Annotated in this window: 18 protein-coding genes and 1 tRNA gene; 15 read left to right on the forward strand and 4 right to left on the reverse strand. The window is 57.0% G+C overall.

Translation table 11 applies throughout. From position 1 onward, the window contains the following. From VE092_RS06315 to VE092_RS06325, 3 genes are all read left to right on the forward strand, one after another. Nucleotides 1-1,884: phage tail protein (locus tag VE092_RS06315; protein ID WP_324874944.1), on the forward strand; the 1,884-nt coding region annotated here is incomplete at its 5' end. An 11-nt stretch (nucleotides 1,885-1,895) separates the two neighbouring features. Beyond that, nucleotides 1,896-2,447, forward strand: coding sequence for a phage tail protein (locus VE092_RS06320; RefSeq protein WP_324874946.1), 552 nt, complete (start codon nucleotides 1,896-1,898; stop codon nucleotides 2,445-2,447). Next, entirely contained in the window at nucleotides 2,444-3,673 is a 1,230-nt protein-coding gene (locus tag VE092_RS06325; protein WP_324874948.1) for a contractile injection system protein, VgrG/Pvc8 family, read from the forward strand. The genes VE092_RS06320 and VE092_RS06325 overlap by 4 nt, the downstream gene beginning before the upstream one ends. Before the next feature lie 108 nt (nucleotides 3,674-3,781). Here the strand turns inward: VE092_RS06325 and VE092_RS06330 are convergent, their stop codons facing one another. The 3 genes from VE092_RS06330 to VE092_RS06340 form a co-directional block, all read right to left on the reverse strand. After that, entirely contained in the window at nucleotides 3,782-7,390 is a 3,609-nt protein-coding gene (locus VE092_RS06330) for an SIR2 family protein (RefSeq protein WP_324874950.1), read from the reverse strand. A gap of 219 nt (nucleotides 7,391-7,609) precedes the next feature. After that, entirely contained in the window at nucleotides 7,610-8,272 is a 663-nt protein-coding gene (locus tag VE092_RS06335) for a hypothetical protein (protein WP_324874952.1), read from the reverse strand. 114 nt (nucleotides 8,273-8,386) lie between these two features. Continuing rightward, nucleotides 8,387-8,812 carry a helix-turn-helix transcriptional regulator gene (locus VE092_RS06340; protein WP_324874954.1) on the reverse strand — a complete coding sequence of 142 codons (426 nt, stop codon included), beginning with the start codon at nucleotides 8,810-8,812 and terminating at the stop codon, nucleotides 8,387-8,389. 83 nt (nucleotides 8,813-8,895) lie between these two features. On the opposite strand from VE092_RS06340, the gene VE092_RS06345 reads away from it, so the two are divergent. The 9 genes from VE092_RS06345 to VE092_RS06390 all read left to right on the forward strand — a co-directional run bounded on the left by VE092_RS06345 (nucleotide 8,896) and on the right by VE092_RS06390 (nucleotide 14,771). Next, nucleotides 8,896-9,096 carry a hypothetical protein gene (locus VE092_RS06345; RefSeq protein ID WP_324874956.1) on the forward strand — a complete coding sequence of 67 codons (201 nt, stop codon included), beginning with the start codon at nucleotides 8,896-8,898 and terminating at the stop codon, nucleotides 9,094-9,096. Between the two features lie 253 nt (nucleotides 9,097-9,349). After that, nucleotides 9,350-9,547 carry a hypothetical protein gene (locus VE092_RS06355; RefSeq protein WP_324874959.1) on the forward strand — a complete coding sequence of 66 codons (198 nt, stop codon included), beginning with the start codon at nucleotides 9,350-9,352 and terminating at the stop codon, nucleotides 9,545-9,547. After that, complete coding sequence (locus VE092_RS06360) at nucleotides 9,538-9,798, forward strand: ogr/Delta-like zinc finger family protein (RefSeq protein WP_324874961.1); 261 nt, start codon at nucleotides 9,538-9,540, stop codon at nucleotides 9,796-9,798. Before VE092_RS06355 ends, VE092_RS06360 begins: the two co-directional genes overlap by 10 nt. A gap of 373 nt (nucleotides 9,799-10,171) precedes the next feature. After that, nucleotides 10,172-10,525, forward strand: coding sequence for a hypothetical protein (locus VE092_RS06365; protein WP_324874963.1), 354 nt, complete (start codon nucleotides 10,172-10,174; stop codon nucleotides 10,523-10,525). Continuing rightward, nucleotides 10,515-12,566, forward strand: a complete 2,052-nt coding sequence (locus VE092_RS06370; RefSeq protein WP_324874965.1) for a replication endonuclease — start codon at nucleotides 10,515-10,517, stop codon at nucleotides 12,564-12,566. Before VE092_RS06365 ends, VE092_RS06370 begins: the two co-directional genes overlap by 11 nt. After that, nucleotides 12,563-12,709, forward strand: a complete 147-nt coding sequence (locus tag VE092_RS06375; protein WP_166758155.1) for a hypothetical protein — start codon at nucleotides 12,563-12,565, stop codon at nucleotides 12,707-12,709. The genes VE092_RS06370 and VE092_RS06375 overlap by 4 nt, the downstream gene beginning before the upstream one ends. Continuing rightward, complete coding sequence (locus tag VE092_RS06380) at nucleotides 12,706-13,065, forward strand: hypothetical protein (RefSeq protein ID WP_204725734.1); 360 nt, start codon at nucleotides 12,706-12,708, stop codon at nucleotides 13,063-13,065. Before VE092_RS06375 ends, VE092_RS06380 begins: the two co-directional genes overlap by 4 nt. After that, nucleotides 13,052-13,219, forward strand: a complete 168-nt coding sequence (locus tag VE092_RS06385; RefSeq protein WP_156481345.1) for a hypothetical protein — start codon at nucleotides 13,052-13,054, stop codon at nucleotides 13,217-13,219. Before VE092_RS06380 ends, VE092_RS06385 begins: the two co-directional genes overlap by 14 nt. Further along, nucleotides 13,191-14,771, forward strand: coding sequence for a recombinase family protein (locus VE092_RS06390; protein ID WP_324875099.1), 1,581 nt, complete (start codon nucleotides 13,191-13,193; stop codon nucleotides 14,769-14,771). The genes VE092_RS06385 and VE092_RS06390 overlap by 29 nt, the downstream gene beginning before the upstream one ends. Here the strand turns inward: VE092_RS06390 and VE092_RS06395 are convergent. Then, nucleotides 14,728-14,804: transfer RNA gene (locus VE092_RS06395), tRNA-Met, on the reverse strand. The two genes, VE092_RS06390 and VE092_RS06395, sit on opposite strands and share 44 nt — an antisense overlap. 176 nt (nucleotides 14,805-14,980) lie before the next feature. Between VE092_RS06395 and VE092_RS06400 the strand changes: the two genes are divergently transcribed. The 3 genes from VE092_RS06400 (at nucleotide 14,981) to VE092_RS06410 (ending at nucleotide 17,151) form a co-directional block, all read left to right on the forward strand. Further along, nucleotides 14,981-15,547: an NUDIX hydrolase gene (locus VE092_RS06400; RefSeq protein ID WP_324874971.1), complete on the forward strand. Its 567-nt coding sequence runs from the start codon at nucleotides 14,981-14,983 to the stop codon at nucleotides 15,545-15,547. 17 nt (nucleotides 15,548-15,564) lie between these two features. Further along, nucleotides 15,565-16,308 carry a leucyl/phenylalanyl-tRNA--protein transferase gene (gene aat, locus VE092_RS06405; protein ID WP_324874973.1) on the forward strand — a complete coding sequence of 248 codons (744 nt, stop codon included), beginning with the start codon at nucleotides 15,565-15,567 and terminating at the stop codon, nucleotides 16,306-16,308. Nucleotides 16,309-16,422: 114 nt separating this feature from the next. Continuing rightward, entirely contained in the window at nucleotides 16,423-17,151 is a 729-nt protein-coding gene (locus tag VE092_RS06410; protein ID WP_324874976.1) for an arginyltransferase, read from the forward strand. Nucleotides 17,152-17,166: the final 15 nt, after the last annotated feature.

Below are 17,166 nucleotides of genomic sequence, written 5' to 3' on the forward strand. Positions count from 1 at the left end.
AGCCAGCTCGACAACCTGCAATTGCTGCGCGATGGCATCACGGCCTTTGGCGACACGCACCACGCTGAAATGGTCGCGCCCATGATGGCCAAGATGAAATTCGGGAATCACGCCTTCTACGGGGAGGCTGAGGGCGCCGAGAACGAGCGCAAGTTCATGGACATGCTGAAGGTCATCGAAATGCGCAACGGCACCAAGGACATTGGCACGTTCTCCAAACAGGCCAACATGGTGCAGCAGGTATTGACCGCCACCGGCGGCCGGGTCGGTCCAGGCGAGTGGCTGAACCTGATCAAGACGGGCGGTATCGCGGCCAAGGGTCTCAAGGACGAATCCTTTTATTACCAGATGGAATCCCTCGTGCAGGAAATGGGCGGTAACCGGGTCGGCACCTCAATGATGAGTGCTTATCAGAACCTCTATCAGGGCCGGACCACTAAGCGTTCGATTGGCATGCTGGCTGACCTGGGCCTGATCGGTGATCAATCGAAGGTGAAGCATGACAAGGCCGGCCAGGTCTCCTTCCTGAACCCGGGCGCCATCAAAGGCGCGGACCTGTTCCGCGAGAACCAATTCGAATGGATGGAGAAAGTGCTGTTGCCGCAGCTGGCCAGCAAGGGCATCACCGACGAGAAAGGCATCCTCGATGCCATCGGCGGCATCTTCTCGAACCGCACGGCCGCGCAGCTCTTTTCCACCATGTACCAGCAGCGCGCGCAGATCCACAAGAACGAGAAATTGAACCGGGGTGCCGCCAACATCGACGAGCTCGACAAGCTCGGCCGCGACACGGCCAGCGGCCAGGAACTGGAAACCCTGTCCAAAGTAGCTGACTTGAAACTGGAGCTGGGCACCAAGATTCTGCCGCTCTACGCTTCAGGCCTGCAGATGGCCGCCAATGCCGTCCAGGCGCTAACTGGCTTCATGGAGCGCAATCCGGCCACCGCCAAGGCCATGATCGTGGGCTTTTCCGCCATCGCCGCCATCATGGTGGTGATGGGGCCGCTGATGCTGGCCCTGGCCTCGATCATTGGTCCCTATGCCATGTTGCACGTCCTGTTCGCCAAGATCGGCCTGCAAGGCGGTTTGCTCATGCCCATCCTGCGCGGCGTTGGAACAGTCTTCTTGTGGCTGGGGCGGATCTTCCTAATGAACCCCATTGGCCTGGTGGTGACCGCCATCGCTGCCGCTGCCTATCTGCTGTACCGGAATTGGGAACCCATTGCCGGCTTCTTCGGCAATCTGTGGCAGCAGGTACGCGGCGCCTTTGCGGGCGGCTTGGCCGGTGTGGGCGCGCTGATTTTGAATTGGTCACCGGTGGGCCTGTTCTACCAGGCGTTTGCTGGCGTGCTGAGCTGGTTCGGCATCGAGCTACCGGCCAAGTTTACCGAGTTCGGCGCCATGATCCTGCGCGGCCTGCTCAACGGCATCACCGGCGGCATCGGCGCCGTCAAGGATGCGGTGCTGGGCGCCGGGGCCAGTGTCATTGGCTGGTTCAAGGAAAAGCTCGACATCCATAGCCCGAGCCGAGTCTTTGCCGAGCTGGGCGACTACACCATGCAAGGCCTGGCCGTTGGCCTGAATCGTGGCCAGGACGGGCCGCTGTCCACTGTAAGCAGCCTGGCCGGCAAGCTGGCCAGCGCCGGCGCCGCCGTGGCCATTGGCGCGGGCAGTATGCCGGCGATGGCCTTTGACAGCCGGCCACCGGTCAGCGCGGGCAGCGCTCAGCCCGTCGTCTATCAGGGGGATACCGTGCAGATCATCATCCAGCCGGCTCCTGGCATGGATGAACAGGCCATCGCCCGCGCGGTGGCCGCCGAGCTGGACCGGCGCGACCGCGTGAAGGCATCGCGCCAGCGTTCGAACCTCGCAGATTGGGATTAAGGAGTCACATCATGATGATGGTCTTGGGAATGTTCGTCTTCAGCCTGCCCACGCTGGCCTATCAGGAGCTGCAGCGGCAGACGCAATGGAAGTTCGCCAGCAATGCACGAGTGGGCCGGCGCGATGCGGTGCAGTTCACCGGTAAAGGGGATGACACCATTACCTTGTCGGGCTGGATTGCACCGGAGTTGACCGGTAGCGTGTTCTCGCTGGATGCCCTGCGCCTGATGGCTGACACTGGCAAAAGCTGGTTTTTGATCCAGGGAACCGGGCGCATCTATGGTTCCTACGTCATCGAGAGCATGGACGAGGGGCGCACGGTGCTGGATGGCGACGGCGATGCCAAGCGCATTGAATTCACCATCAAGCTCAAGCGCACCGACGATAGTGTGCTGTCGTCGCTGGGCCTGGGAGATATCTCGGATCTGCGCAACATGGTCGACATTGACGGCATCACGAACAGCATCGCGGACAAAGCGCGCGATGTGGTCGGCAGCGCCATCGAGGGCATCAAGACGAACGCCGGCGGCATTGCCGGCACGTTCGGTGGGATTGGGCAATGAGCACTACCGCGCCAGCTTTCCGCATCGTCATCGAAGACAAGGATATCAGCCGCCCGGTCTCGGACAGGCTCATGAGCATCACGTTGCGTGAGTGCCGGGGTGACGAGGCTGACCAGCTGGACATTGAGCTGGATGATACTGACGGCAAGTTGAAGATTCCACCCAAGGGCGCGAAGCTGACTTTTGCCCTCGGCTGGCAGGGTTCGCCCCTGGTGGATAAAGGGGCGTTCGTAGTCTCCGAGGTGGAGCATAGTGGTGCGCCGGACCGCCTCACCATCCGCGCCAGGTCGGCCAGCATGATTGACGCGTTTCGCCAGCAGCGGGACCGCAGCTTCCATGAAACTACGCTTGGCGCCGTGGTCGATGCCATTGCCGCCGGCAATGGTCTGGCGTCAGGTATCTCTGCCGGCCTGCGCGGCATCACCATCAAGCACCTGGACCAGACGCATGAGAGCGATTCCGCGCTGCTGCGCCGCCTGGGCAAGAAATATGACGCTGTGGCCACGGTCAAGAATGACACCCTGCTGTTCATGCCGATCAACGAGAGTCGCACCGTCAGCGGCAAGCCTCTGCCGGTGGTCAAAGTGGTGCGTGCGCTGGGCGACCAGCACCGATATCACAGCTCTGAATCTGACGCGTATAGCGGCGTTCGCGCCTTCTGGATGGATGAGAAATATGGCCGGCGCCGTAGCGTCGTCGCTGGCAAGACCGGCAACAGCAAGCGCTTGCGCACTACCTTTGCAAATGAAGCGGATGCACGTACGGCGGCTGCAGCGGAGTGGCAGCGCATCGAGCGCGGCCTAGCGACCTTCGAAATGCAGCTTGCACTAGGTGATGCCAGCATCATGCCGCAATCGCCTGTAGTGGTCTCGGGATTCAAGGCAGATATCGACGCCACCGAATGGCTATCGAAGACCGTCACGCATTCCATCAGCGGCAGCGGTTTTACCACGCGCATTGAGTTCGAGACCAAATCTGAAGAAGTCGATACAGAGCGCGAGCTTGATCACGATCCGGAGGAAGGCATCACCGGTGTGAAGGCAGATTGGCATGACAAAGCAAAGAAGAAAAACAATAAGGGCACCGAGCTGTCAGGTAAGGCCGATAATACCAAGACACTGACGCGGATCTATGCCACCAAACAAAGTGCAAAACGTGCTGCGACGCTGGAATGGGGGAAAATATGTGAGATCCGAGAGATCTTAGTCGAGAACAATAAGAGGTAAAGATAATTACAGCGCATGGTCTCGATTTTAGCGCTGTGCTGTTCTCTTTCTTAATCTCTCGAAGATTTCAATCTGATCTCTCGGGACTATTTTTCTTATATGCGGCAGTCATTCGACAACAAAACGTCGCCCCAGCCGAGCACCTGCATCCGAGAGAACACAGCTTAAATTCTCGAGGAGCGGCGACTGCGCTTTCGGCAGTAGTGGCAAAATTCTTTCTTCGATAAATCGTTCGGTGGCTGTATGAGAAAGAATATGCCCTCTGAAATGCATGAAAGGATCGTTTCTGTTCAAATTGGCAAGCATGAATGAAATTGCATCTTCACTGAAGACATCTGTCGTTAAACCATTGCAGAAAACAAGAATGTATCGAGACAATATGCCGCGATATTTTGAATTCCCTGAGTTAAATTCAGTGACAAACTCACCCAATTTCTCTTGACATACATAGTTGGCAAATAGTGAGCCCAACTGTGAAAGGAACCATAGATTATCGGTGTTTTTCTGATTACTCTCTTCAGCCATCCAATCTAACCAAAATTGAATGTCCCCTATCTCAATCTCCCCCAAATTATGAAGTCCAACTGGAACCATGTGGCCCAAAATGTGGGAAACAAGAGTCCTGTCTCGGGTCCTCAAAATTTCAACTAATAGCTCTTCTTTGTCAGCCCAATCGATCCTAATGCATCCCAAAAGATGAATCGGTTCAATGCTAAGTCTTTGCTTTTCAATACTAACAATCTCACTCAATTCCTCATGTGCTAAAGTGAAATCACTTGGTGAGACGCAATGAAGCAGAGCCATTCTGCGAATTCCTGTGCATCGATGCGCGATCTGTTCGACTATTGCTGCTAGGTCTTGCCTTGCCTTACACAAGCAAATTAGTGCATCTACGGCCCATTGATTATTTTTGTCATTCAGAAGCTCTGTGAGACATTTCACGTGGTCATAGGCAAAGCAGTCCCAAGAGAGAGGCGCTAGCCCTTCTCTGTGACTTGCAATAAAGTAAATCGCTGATGAGGCGGCAGGAACCCCATGTAGTAGCATCTCCGCAGAAAATTCAAGTGCAGCCGTCGACTTATTCTCGTTCGCAATCTCGCATAGCACCGCCAAACGAACTGACGATTTCCAATCCACCTGATCACTGGGCATTAATTCGCGGCGTAGTAGCGCAAAGTCTAATTTCGATAAGAATCTGGTAGCGCCGCTAGTAAATCCGCTAATACGATCGTCTGTCAAAGAAAATGAATCTTCGCTTTGAATTGAGTCCGCCCAAGCGGCGATAGTTGCCGCATCTTTTTGCGTGGCGAGCATCTCCAAAGCACGGCCAACGCCGTTCACACAGAGGTTGAAGTCGCCGCGTCGATCAAGCAGAAGCCGCAGCATCTCATCCTTAACTTGGCTTCCGAAGATATCAACGAGGCGTATAACTGCTGCGCTGGCGAGCGATCCACCTCGGGCTACTATTTCACGAAGCTGTATTTCATGAGTCACTGATATTGGCAAGTCGGAAGAGATTAGCGCCTCTACTTTCCACGTCTGACGAGAGCTGTAATCCTCTAAATCCGCGACCTTTGTAAGCAATCGCGCAATGATTGCGTCACGATCTGCTTCAAGATATTTCGCCGAGGTTAAAGCGAGTGTGAGATCTGTTTCTATCACGTCCTCTAAAAAGGACTCGGCTTCAGCTGCTGGGAGCATGCTTAGTGTTAATAGAAGTGTCTGATCCCATCTAGTTAAAGCGAGTTTATTTTTAAGTGTTTTGGGATCGTTAAGATATCTGGTCGCTAATTCAGTAGCGGCCAAATATTCAGTTATCGATTGATGTACGAACGCCACACGACTACCTGAGTAAGGTAGGAGTACAGACCTCGAAACAAGCCAATTTGCAATATCTTGTGCAGAAACTTCCTCGATACCTACGACATTTAAGCTCCGTTTAAGCGTGCCAAGTAGCTCCGTAGTCAAGAACGCTTCCTCTCCATTATTCAAAGATTCATATGCAGCTTTGGCTAGCGCCTTTTCTAAATCCATGGTGATGCCAAATCGTGAACTTAATGCCTCGTTCTCGTTTTCGAAAAAGCATCGATAAAAGTCTCGAGGATGCGCCTCACCAGGCATCTTGATAGTGCCAGCGGCAATATATTGAAAATAGAAAGGCCGCTGAATAAGCCGGATCGCTTCGTTGCTGAATCGTCCAGTGATAGTAAGTCCTAATCGCTTCAGTTCATTGATGACGGTTTCATGATCAATTTCATCTAAGCTGTAAGTGGGAAAGTTTAACTTTGATAATCCATCGTCAGACCGTGATCCGATAATTACGGAAGCGCAATCAACGCTTTGAATAAAGGATTGGAAATCTGATTCATAGCTCCCGTTCTCCCAGTACTCTCTAGGCATCTCATTAAACGAATCGAAAAATATCTTTACCCTAAATGCCTTGATCAGATCCGTGAGTGGCAGGCCGTTCGGTAAGGTTTCGCCAACCAATTGCGCCAAATTGCCTCTATAAAGTTTTAGATCAATGAAAATGGGGACTAAAACATCCCTATGGTTAAAGGTGTCGGATAGACACGCTTCGTTTAATGACTCCGCCAGCCTCGAGGCTGAGCGCCGGAGCGCAAAAGTCTTTCCAGCACCTGGAAGCCCCAGTAAGACTGCTTGTGGTGGACCGGAATCGAGAAGCAGATCAACCCGCTCATGGTCGAATTTGTCAAAGCGGCCCAAGAGACGGCTTGATGCTTTTTGGATTGAGTGAACTCGGATGGTTAATTCGGAAGCTAAGTTTGGCACGCGCATAAGCGCGGAAGCGTGGCGCGCTAGAGAGAGTCGTACTTCAAGCGAGTCGGGAACAAATGCAGCTGGTGGGAATTTCGATACCGTTGGTTTTAAGAGCTCGTCGAGCATCGACGCCAACTGAGAGTGGTCTCTAGAGTTATCTGGGCGAGCAAGAGTTTCGTATCCAAGCAAGTGAATGCCGTAATTTCGCTGCCAGTACGCAATTTCCCCTTCAGAGACGTCGGCAATAATGGCATAGTGGTCACGTGTTCCACCTTTAAAGATATTGGCTAGAAGGTCGCGAATATATAGGAAATCGGGATCTCTGAGACCGAATCCCAAATAGACAACTGGACGGCTGGCTAATAGCATTTTGACCGCTTCTAGGGCGGCGTGCCTTTCTCCCTGCGGTAGAAGCTGTCGATATTGTTCTCGTGTGAGAATGATGCTCTCGCTGTCCCCAGCGTCACCGTGTGGTTTGAAAATAAAATCAAGTGCACGAGCATGGACAATCTCGGCCGTTTCAGTTAGATGTCGATTTGTAATTGGCGGTTTGTAAAAACGTTCTGGCTGCCACTTTCGAAGACTCTGTTCAATTAGATCATCGTAGTTTGTTGTAATAAAACACCTTGGTCCAAGGGATACGATTTTCTGATGAATAGCATGAGGCTTCGCAGTTCCGTATCGGCAGGCCGATCGAATGAATTCACCAATTTGCTGTTTTGTCAGCATATCAAAACCATAGCTTGCCGCTTGCAATAAATCGCCTCGCTTAGCCTCCGTTCTAATCAGATCCGCTTGACGTCCGTTAGTCTCGACATACTTGGCAAGTTCTTCGATTAACCCTCCCCATGTTGGGAGCTCTGACCAAAGAGAGATGCCGGAACCAACGAAAAGGACTGTATCTTCCTGCGAAAGAATTTGTTTTAATTTTTTCATCTTTAAAATTGATTTTCGCTATTTCAAAATAGGTAAAGGCTTCACGCACATGCACTTATTCACGCCGTGTATTTTTGGGCTCGTCCACAGGGCACCCTGCCGGAGCTTCGCAATACCGCATGATGGATATTTGCCATCATTTACAAAAGCATCGTGTGAGGATTCAATATGTCTTCATTACAGTTCTTCGTTGGCCCTAGTTCGGTCACCTACCGGTAATCACCGGGGGAGGCCCCACTCCATGCGTTGTCCAGCTGGCTCCATTAAGCATTCGCGAACTACCTCGCCGGTGACTCTTATAGTGCTGCCAGCAGAGAATCGCTTTCCTTCATAAAAGCACTCTTGATCTCTGGTAGGAGAAGGATCGGTCTGTGAGTGGATTTTACAAAGCAACAGACCACACGCGACGATTAGACCCGTGCATACAGCCCACCGTAATCGCGATAATCGCTCGAGGCGTGAATCGCTGATGTCCTTCTCCATGCATGTATCGCAAAGTTTGGCTCCCCCCGATATTGGGTAACTTTCAGCGTTTAGCTCAGAAGAGAGCCCCACCGGATTACCTTGCTTGTTTTCAGCGATCCAGCGCTCTATCTGGACAACAACTTCGTGGTACTTTCCCTGCGGCATGTCTTTCACACGTTCTGCGCCGAACTCTCTCAGGCTTACGCGATACACGTCGAGGGTACTCTCTTGAGTGATTGCGCAAAGCTCACGTACCAGGCTGGCTATCCGTTTGCGTTGCAAGTCGGTGAGTGTTTGCACGGGGGCCGCGTTGCCCCCCAAGTTGAAATTGACCACATTGTTTTGCCTAGGAGCTTCATTGACGCTCCCGCCGATCAGTTGAGCAACGTCACCCCTTACTTCTACTTTTTCAGCCATTTAAATCTGCCAATTACATCCGTGGCGTTACTCCCAGTCACGCTCGCGAAAACTAAAAAACGCGGCGTTCAGCACGCGCTAAAACTCGATTCGGTGCCGAAGCACCGACACAGCTTATTTCTTCTTGATGATCTTCTTGCGCATATCCGGCCCCTGGACCATTCCATGCACATCGCCATGAATCTGTTGGCCGACATCTCCGCCGACCGTGACAATCGATCTCGGAGATTCGATTGGAGCTGCGCCTTCGATCACGCCCAGCACGCGCCCCTTATTTTTGATATCCAGCTTTCTGAATCCATCGAGAAGCTGGGTTTCCTCGGGCGTCAGTGCCTGCATGCTCGGTGTTCCGGTCACGACGAACTGCACATCGACCCCCAGCCGGGAGACAGCTTGTAAGTATCCAGCATCAGGCCGGCGCTCATCTTGTTCGTAGAACAGTTGAGCCCTACGTTGGACACCGCCGACGGCGGCAAACTCTGTTTGATTGAAGCCTAAGCGCGTGCGCTCGGCCTTGAGACGTTCCCCAATAGTGTTCATAAAGACGCAAAAACAATTTGACATGAGTCTTTTTGGACTCTATATTCACGTCATTGCTAAGTGACGTACACAAATATTAACCCATGAGCACTCAAGATACCGCCCAAGCTGGCGTAGCGGCCCCTTGTTCGCTACCGATCACGCTGCGTCTGACCGCCGAAGAAATCGATAAAGCGCAGATTCTCGCCCGCCGAGACCATCGCACACGCGCGGCTTTCATCCGCGTCATGTTCTTGCGTGGCCTGGCTGCCTACGAAAAAGAGCTCCAATCCGCAACCGTCTGACTTAGGGGAAATTCCGCCATGTATCCAGACCCGAAGCGCGTAAGGCAGCATCGCCACATGCTCCGCCTAGACGATTACGAACAGGCACTTGTCGAATCACTGGCCCACTACCAGGGCGAGCCCGTCGCTACCATCCTGCGCCAACTGGCGTTGCGCCAGGCAGCGGCAATCCTCGCATCTGATTCAGGCTCTAGCGTAGCGCGCGGCCCGTTCTGATCGAAGGCAGCAATAAGCAACTTTTGAGCAACCGAAAATGCCTTTCAACGAAACCATGCTCTCGGACGACGAACGCCAGATGATTGAGAAGATCCGGCAGCGGGAAGGTCTGGAGTCTATCGATCAGGCATTGGAATGGCTCGTCAAAACAGCAGTACGTAACGGCGCGAGGCGCATCACCGGCAGAGGCCGGGCACTCTACGCTGTCGGGGGAAAGACCAAACCATGCGAGTAATCAGCCTGCCTTGCCCGCACTGCCAAAGCCCTGTGCGCGCGGCAAAGAGTCGCACCATGTCGTCGATGATGAAAGAAATCACCTATCAGTGCCAAAACGCCGAATGCGGCCACACCTTCGTGGCCACGCTTGAGGTTTCGCGCACCGTATCGATGTCAGCCATGCCGAACCCGGACGTGCGCATTCCTATCTCTTCGCGCGCATTTCTGGCTGCGAAGAACCAGATGACGTTAGACCTCGTAACCGCCTAAGCGGCCGCCAAACACCCGATAAATCAAAACCTGCCGTGCGCCGTTTGGCGCGCGCGGGATTCGCTCACCCTAAAAATCATGACCACTGCGAATCTGAATGCAACGGCCGCTACCAGGCAGCATTTGAAAGATGATCTGGCCGCGTACCTCTACGCACAGAGGATGCTGCGCCGTCGCTCTATTACAGGCCCGCAATGGGACGTGATTTGGGAAGGCAAGCACGCCATCGGCAATCGTCTTGCATGGCGGCTTCAACTCCTGGACGGTTTGCTGGGGACTTGGTGATGCGAGCGGTATTTGCCCACTGCGTGGCAGTTCTTCTGTTACTCGCCCCGGCACTGTTGTCGGCACTCGGCCTGGTGAAAGGTTGAACATGCGCTGCGCCCGTATCAAGGATCATGCGTCGTTCCGTCCTGCCACAGATCTGCTGCGCGAGCGTGCGGCACAGGTGCCAACACCACCGGGTGATGAGGCAGCAAAAGCCGAGCTGGAAAAAGCCATGATGCTGCTGCGCTCACGCAAGCGGCCAAACCATCAGATCGGCGTCGCGTACTCCTGGGCGGCCACTGCAAGGCCAGTACGCCGACACATCCTGGCCTTGGCGGGACTCTCGGCGGACCGCTGGGAATCCCCCATTCACTCCTTTACCGAAGCCGAACGGCTGGCCATGCGCCATGCCGTGCTGCGCGCAATCTCGACCTACGAAAGAGCCCTCAATGCAGTATAGAAAAGTCGATGCGAAGACGCGACGCCAGCACAAGGCTTTTCTCGATTCGCCCCAGTTTGCCAGTGAGTTGGAACGCATCCCACTGAAATGGCGCGGCCGTGTTGTTGGTCAGGCACTTGAACTCATGTCGGTATGGCACTGGCGCCGGATCTTCGAGCCGGTCGCGCTCGATTTCGTGCGTGACTTCGCCGCGCACTACGTGCCCGCCGGAATTGATCTATCGCAGGATGATGCGGAAATCTGCGCCACTGCCGAGAAGGCCGCCGAGAACGTCAAGAAGATGCTTTGGATGGCGATTTCCGACACGCACGCCCGCGACATCATCGAGCAGGAATGTAGCGATTACGGCATTGACGTGCCCGAGGTGGACGACGATGACCTGCGCGCGATCATCGCGCGGGTAGTGGACCCGCGCTGGTGGCGCCGACAGCTGCGCAAGGTGGTCGGCCGCGCCTTCGAGGGCGGCAATATCCGTTTGGGCTATGTCCACTATCACGGCGAGCCCTATGCCAGCAATGATGCGGTGCTGTCGCGCCTGGCGCAGAACAAACGCAATGCAGCGGCGTTGGAAGCGACAATGGTGCGCAACGAGGCTGGCCAGGAATTCAGCATTGCAGAGCTGGCCGAGAAAACCACCGCCAACAAAACCATTCGGCGCGGTGAGCTCATGCTGCGCATCAACGGCTTTGAAACCATTGCGCGAGAGTGCAAGGACGAAGGTCTGTTCCTCACATGGTCATGCCCGTCCCGCTTTCACGCCACACTGCACAGCGGGAAGCCCAATCCGAAATATGACGGTTCCGACCCTCGCGCGGCCAATAAGTACCTGGGCAAGATGACAGCGCTAGCGCGCTCAGCGCTGGCCCGTCGCGGCATCGGCCTCTACGGTTTTCGGATTGCCGAACCGCATCACGATGGATGCCCACACTGGCACATGCTGGTTTTCGTGCGGGCCTTGCCCGGTTACACAACACCGCACGTCAAGGACGTGGCCAGCCGCGCTATCCGGGTGATGAAGCGTTATGCCTGGCGCGCGGACCGTGGCGAACCTGGCGCATTCAAGCGCCGTCTCGATGTGAAGCGCATCGATTGGTCGAAGGGCAGCGCAGCCGGATACATCGCCAAGTACGTGGCTAAGAACATTGACGGCGTGGCCGACCACAAGACCAAAGAAGGCTATGTGGTGACCACTGACACGGCCGGTGATTATGAGCTGACGCCGTCGGCGCGCGTAGAAGCCTGGGCCGCCCGTTGGGGCATTCGGCAATTCCAGCAGTGGGGCGGCGCTCCTGTGAGCGTCTGGCGCGAGTTGCGCCGCGTTCCAGCAGACATGGTGCAAGAGGCACCGCCGGCGATGGCCGCCGCCTGGGATGCCGTACAAAAGGTCGAGGGCGAGAAGCGGGCTTGCTGGGCCAGCTATTTGCGTGTCCAAGGCGGTGCCATCGTGAAACGTGCCGATTTGATGGTCACCCTGGCCAAGGAAACGAAGACTGTGACCGGCCGCTATGAAGAGTGTGAACGCGTAATGCCCTACGGCGTCCAGTGCCGCCAAATGGCCGGCGTGGTGTTCAAGTCCGTCCGACATACATGGACGCCAGTTCAAGGGCACGACGCCCGCGCATCGGCGGGTTCGGGGTTTCCTTGGACTCGTGTAAATAACTGTACGCAGCCCGCCGCACCTGACTTTGCGGCCGATGTCTCCTTCGAACCGAAGACGGCGCCAGCGCCGGTCATGTTCAAGCCCGACCAGGCCGCGCAGATCGATCATGCCTGGCTCGCCCTAGGTGCATGCCCCTGGCCCCGGCCGGTGGTCGATGACAGACCAGCGTGGCCAGCACCGGCTATGACGGTCGACGAACAGCGGCAGGCCCTGGCCTCGTGGGACGCCATCAAGGCATGCCCGTGGCCGCGCATGGTGCCGCTGCCGGACAAGTCACCGCGTCACGGCACACCTCGCCAGGTGGCCGACTGGCGCGCCGGCCGGCTTGATGTGAACGAACTTCCGATTGATCCCCACCCAACGAAAGGGAACGCCCCATGACCGCGTTTCGTGTCGTCGTGCGCACTGAGAGCGCACGCCATTCCTACACCGCCATCGCAGTCCATAGCTGCGACGTGATCGCCGCTGCCGTCGATCGCTTTGGCGTGTGTTCTGTAACGGCCACCAAGGAGAAGAAGCAATGAATGCAGCTGTGAAATTTGATGTGATCACCACCACCAGCAGCAAGCCGCGTGACTTCGTGATGCAGCCCCCGCAGTCTCTGGACCGCATCACTTTCAACACGCCCGACGATGGCGTGCTGGCCGGCTATGTGTCGGTAATTCGTCAGCACCTGGGCAATGGCGAGCGATTCGCCTGGGTAGAGCTGGATAACGAACCGGCCGGCTTGTTCCGTGGGGTGCCGTTGGCAGACATCCTCACTTGCGATGATGCCGGAGACCTGCGCCGCAACACCCCTGACCGCGAAGCTAGGCGTCTGTGCCTGAGCGACTACAGCGCGAACATTATCGACAGGGGGAGAATGGATGCTCGCAATTAAAAATCCAACCGCCTGGGGCCAGCTTCTGCGAATGCTGGCCGAGCAGGTGGCAAACGAAGTTCTGCAGCAGGCGCCGGAATTGTCCGGCGATGATGAAACCGAAAAAGCACTCTACATTCAGCACCATGAAAGCAGCGATCTACGCACGCTATAGCACCGACAAGCAGCGCGAGGCCTCCATCGAGGATCAATTCACTATTTGCACACGGTGCGCCGAGCGTGAAGAGCTTGAAGTGTCCCAGCGGTACAGTGACGACGGGGTATCCGGCTCCACGCCGGTAGCCCGGCGTGCTGGCGGCGCGCGGCTGCTCATGGATGCGTTCAACGGTCGTTTCGACGTGCTGATCGTTGAAGGCCTGGACCGGCTATCGCGCGACCAGGTAGAGCAAGAGCAACTGGTACGCCGCCTGGAGCACCGCGGCATCGTCATCATCGGCGTCGCCGACAGCTACGACAGCCGCATGGGTGGCCGCAAGATCATGCGGGGCGTGCGCGGGCTGATCAATGAGATGTTCCTCGATGACCTGCGCCACAAGACGCACCGCGGCCAGGCTGGCCAGGTCGAACGTGGCTATGCCGCTGGCGGTAAGTCCTATGGCTATGACATCGTTCGCGACCACCTCGGCAGCAAGTACCAGATCAACGATGTGCAGGCCGGCTGGGTGCGCTGGATCTTCGGACGCTATGCCGAAGGCTGGAGCGTGCAGCGCATCGCCCATGAGCTCAACGCCCGCAAAGTCCCCTCCCCGCGTGCCAGCACCTGGGTGGTATCAGCTATCTACGGCTCGCCGAACAAGGGTAGCGGCATCCTCAACAACTGCCTGTATCAAGGTCTATATATCTGGAACCGCTCGCAGTGGGTGAAGGATCCGGACACCGGCAAGCGCCAGCGAGTGGACCGGCCGCGCGAGGATTGGCGAGAAATCCAGGTTCCTGAGCTGCGCATCGTCGATGAAGATCTGTGGCAGACCGTGCGCAAGCGGATCGATGGCCGGCTGCCTGGCCGCAAACAGGGAGCGCCAGTAAGAACCTTGTTCGGCGGCCTGATGGCCTGCCCATATTGTGGCGGGGCCATCGTGGCCATCAACTCCCGGCTCTACGGCTGCGCCAACAGGAAGGACCGTGGCCAAACAGTCTGCAAGGGCATTCACTTCAAGCGGGAGACCGCGGACAAGAACCTGCTGGACACCTTGCGCGATGAACTGCTCTCCCCTGCCGCGCAGGAACAACTGCGGCGCCAGGTGCAGACAATCCTGACCGAGCGCCAGCGCAGCAGTGTGGCCGAGGGTGCGGCAGCGGCGGGCCGGCGCAAGGAACTGGACGGGGAAATTCAGCGCCTGGTGGATGCCATTGCCAGCATCGGCGCGTCGCAGGCACTGGCGGACCGCCTGCGTGCGGCCGAGACCGAGCGCGCCCAGTTGGCGGCGAACAAGCCGAGGCCGGGCCAGGATGGGCCATCTGCAGGAGAAATCGGGGAAAGGATCAGGAAGACGCTGGCCAACCTAGAAAGCGCCCTGGCCGCTGACGTGCAGCAGGCGCGCATACTGGTGGCCGAGCTCTATGGGAAAATCGATGTCGTCGCCGAAGGCGAGAATGTCTACGCTGAATACAACAATGCCGCTGAGAAACTATTACTAGCTTCTAGCGGCATGTCTCTAAAACTGGTTGCGGGGGCAGGATTTGAACCTACGACCTTCGGGTTATGAGCCCGACGAGCTGCCAGACTGCTCCACCCCGCGTCTGAAGAAAATGATTATAGGACAGCTAAAATCGGAATGCAAACATTTTCTGCAATCTTTTTACAGTGATACACTCCTAACCGCATCGGAGCTTCCCCAGGGCCAGTTCCGGTGCCACGGGATGCCGCTGCCGGCCATTACATATCTCTATATATACAGACACGATCCGAGCCTCTATGAAATTCTGTTCCGAATGCGGTCAGACAGTATCCCAGCAGATTCCTCCCGATGACACGCGCCTGCGCTACGTCTGTGGCAATTGCGGGGCGATCCATTATCAGAATCCTAAGATGGTCGTCGGTTCGATCCCGGTCTGGGAGCAGGACGGTGAAGTCAAGGTGCTGCTGTGCAAGCGCGCCATCGAACCGCGCCTGGGCTACTGGACCCTGCCGGCCGGTTTCATGGAAAACGACGAGACCACCGAAGACGCCGCCCGCCGGGAAACGGAAGAGGAAGCCGGTGCCCGTGTCCAGCTGCATGAATTGTTCTCCCTGGTGAACGTGCCACATGTGCACCAGGTCCACCTCTTCTACCGCGCTACGCTGCTCGACCTCGACTATCAGGCCGGGGTCGAGAGTCTGGAAGTCGGACTCTATACGGAAGACCAGATCCCCTGGCATGACATCGCCTTTCCGACGGTGGAGTTCACTCTGCGCGCCTTCTTCGCCGATCTCGGGAAGCTGCGCAGCGGTGAAGGCGGCTTCACGCTGCACACCGAAGATATCCGTCGCCGCATGATCTGAGCCGCAGGAGCAAGCGGATGATCGCCTGGCTGGATGCGGATACGCCCTTCCCCGATGTCTCGCGCGCCCTGGCCGATCCGCCGGGCCTGCTGGCGGCCGGCGCCGATCTGTCGCCGCCACGCCTGCTGGAAGCCTACCGCCACGGCATCTTTCCCTGGTTTTCGGAGGGCCAGCCCATCCTCTGGTGGAGCACCGATCCGCGCATGGTCCTGCGCACCGATCGCTTCATCGTCTCCGACAGCCTCAAGAAGACCCTGCGCCGCATCGAACGCAGCCGCCACGGTGACGGCCTGTGGCAGGTCAGCTTCGATACCGCCTTCGAGCAGGTCATGCTGGGCTGCGCAGGGCCACGACGGCATGAGCAGGGCACCTGGATTTCTGAGGAGATCATGCAGGGCTATACCGGGCTGCACCTGGCCGGCTATGCGCATTCTTCCGAGGTCTGGCTCAATGGCGAACTGGTCGGCGGTGCCTATGGCGTCTCCATCGGCCGCATGTTCTATGGCGAATCGATGTTCGCCCGGGTCAGCGATGCATCCAAGGTGGCGCTGGCGCATCTGGTCTTCTTCCTGCGCAGCCACGGAGTGGAGATGATCGACTGCCAGCAGGAAACCTCCCATCTGGCTTCGCTGGGCGCGCGGCCAATTGCCCGCAGCGAGTTCATGCAACATCTGCGCGCGGCAATCCAGTGGCCGCAGATCCGCGGCTGGGCGCCGCTGGACCTGCTGGAACACGGCATCCCGGCGGCGCGGCGCGATTGAGCGCGTCCCGGCTGTTCACTGCCGCTGCCAAAATAGTGTAAATTGGAACCTGACTCCACGGATCGGCCGGCCGCCGCCACGCCGCCGCCTCCCGCAAGACAGGACAGGACGCACATGACGCATCTCAAAGACTTGCCGTTCTCCACGTTGCAGTTCTATGCAACCGCGCCCTACCCGTGCAGCTATCTCGATGACCAGCAGGCCCGCTCGCAAGTGGCCACGCCCTCGCACCTGATCAATGCCGATGTCTATTCGGAACTGGTCAAGACCGGCTTCCGTCGCAGCGGTATCTTCACCTACCGCCCCTATTGCGATGGCTGCACTGCCTGCACACCAGTGCGCATCCGGGTCGCCGATTTCCAGCGCAACCGCAGCCAGCGCCGCGCCTGGGAGCGCAATGGCGGCCTGCAGACCCTGGTCACCAACCTGACCTACGCCCACGAACACTACGAACTCTACCTGCGCTACCAGTGCGCCCGCCATGCCGGCGGCGGCATGGATCAGGACAGCCGCGACCAGTACGCGCAGTTCCTGCTGCAGAGCAAGGTCAACACGCGCCTGGTCGAGTTCAGGGAGGCTGACGGCACGTTGCGCATGGTCAGCATCATCGATGTGCTCAATGACGGCCTATCCTCGGTGTACACGTTTTTCGATCCGGATATGCCTTCCGCTTCCTTCGGCACCTATAACATCCTGTGGCAGATCGAGCAGGCCCGCCAGCTGGACATGCCCTATGTCTACCTGGGCTACTGGATCAAGGAAAGCCCGAAAATGGCCTACAAGACCAATTACCAGCCGCTCGAAGCGCTGCAGGACGGGCGGTGGCAGCTGCTGCAAGGCTAGGCTCGGGTGTGGCGC

It is taken from the genome of Herbaspirillum sp., from assembly GCF_035644555.1.
Lineage (GTDB): Bacteria > Pseudomonadota > Gammaproteobacteria > Burkholderiales > Burkholderiaceae_D > Herbaspirillum.

What these genes read in the sequence shown, in the direction of transcription:
- VE092_RS06360 (WP_324874961.1), top strand. Translation starts at nt 9,538, where the DNA reads ATGCGAGTAATCAGCCTGCCTTGCCCGCACTGCCAAAGCCCTGTGCGC.
- aat (WP_324874973.1), top strand. Translation starts at nt 15,565, where the DNA reads ATGATCGCCTGGCTGGATGCGGATACGCCCTTCCCCGATGTCTCGCGC.
- VE092_RS06390 (WP_324875099.1), top strand. Translation starts at nt 13,191, where the DNA reads ATGAAAGCAGCGATCTACGCACGCTATAGCACCGACAAGCAGCGCGAG.
- VE092_RS06340 (WP_324874954.1), bottom strand. Translation starts at nt 8,812, where the DNA reads ATGAACACTATTGGGGAACGTCTCAAGGCCGAGCGCACGCGCTTAGGC.
- VE092_RS06365 (WP_324874963.1), top strand. Translation starts at nt 10,172, where the DNA reads ATGCGCTGCGCCCGTATCAAGGATCATGCGTCGTTCCGTCCTGCCACA.
- VE092_RS06320 (WP_324874946.1), top strand. Translation starts at nt 1,896, where the DNA reads ATGATGATGGTCTTGGGAATGTTCGTCTTCAGCCTGCCCACGCTGGCC.
- VE092_RS06325 (WP_324874948.1), top strand. Translation starts at nt 2,444, where the DNA reads ATGAGCACTACCGCGCCAGCTTTCCGCATCGTCATCGAAGACAAGGAT.
- VE092_RS06370 (WP_324874965.1), top strand. Translation starts at nt 10,515, where the DNA reads ATGCAGTATAGAAAAGTCGATGCGAAGACGCGACGCCAGCACAAGGCT.
- VE092_RS06335 (WP_324874952.1), bottom strand. Translation starts at nt 8,272, where the DNA reads ATGGCTGAAAAAGTAGAAGTAAGGGGTGACGTTGCTCAACTGATCGGC.
- VE092_RS06400 (WP_324874971.1), top strand. Translation starts at nt 14,981, where the DNA reads ATGAAATTCTGTTCCGAATGCGGTCAGACAGTATCCCAGCAGATTCCT.
- VE092_RS06355 (WP_324874959.1), top strand. Translation starts at nt 9,350, where the DNA reads ATGCCTTTCAACGAAACCATGCTCTCGGACGACGAACGCCAGATGATT.
- VE092_RS06330 (WP_324874950.1), bottom strand. Translation starts at nt 7,390, where the DNA reads ATGAAAAAATTAAAACAAATTCTTTCGCAGGAAGATACAGTCCTTTTC.
- VE092_RS06410 (WP_324874976.1), top strand. Translation starts at nt 16,423, where the DNA reads ATGACGCATCTCAAAGACTTGCCGTTCTCCACGTTGCAGTTCTATGCA.
- VE092_RS06345 (WP_324874956.1), top strand. Translation starts at nt 8,896, where the DNA reads ATGAGCACTCAAGATACCGCCCAAGCTGGCGTAGCGGCCCCTTGTTCG.
- VE092_RS06380 (WP_204725734.1), top strand. Translation starts at nt 12,706, where the DNA reads ATGAATGCAGCTGTGAAATTTGATGTGATCACCACCACCAGCAGCAAG.
- VE092_RS06385 (WP_156481345.1), top strand. Translation starts at nt 13,052, where the DNA reads ATGCTCGCAATTAAAAATCCAACCGCCTGGGGCCAGCTTCTGCGAATG.
- VE092_RS06375 (WP_166758155.1), top strand. Translation starts at nt 12,563, where the DNA reads ATGACCGCGTTTCGTGTCGTCGTGCGCACTGAGAGCGCACGCCATTCC.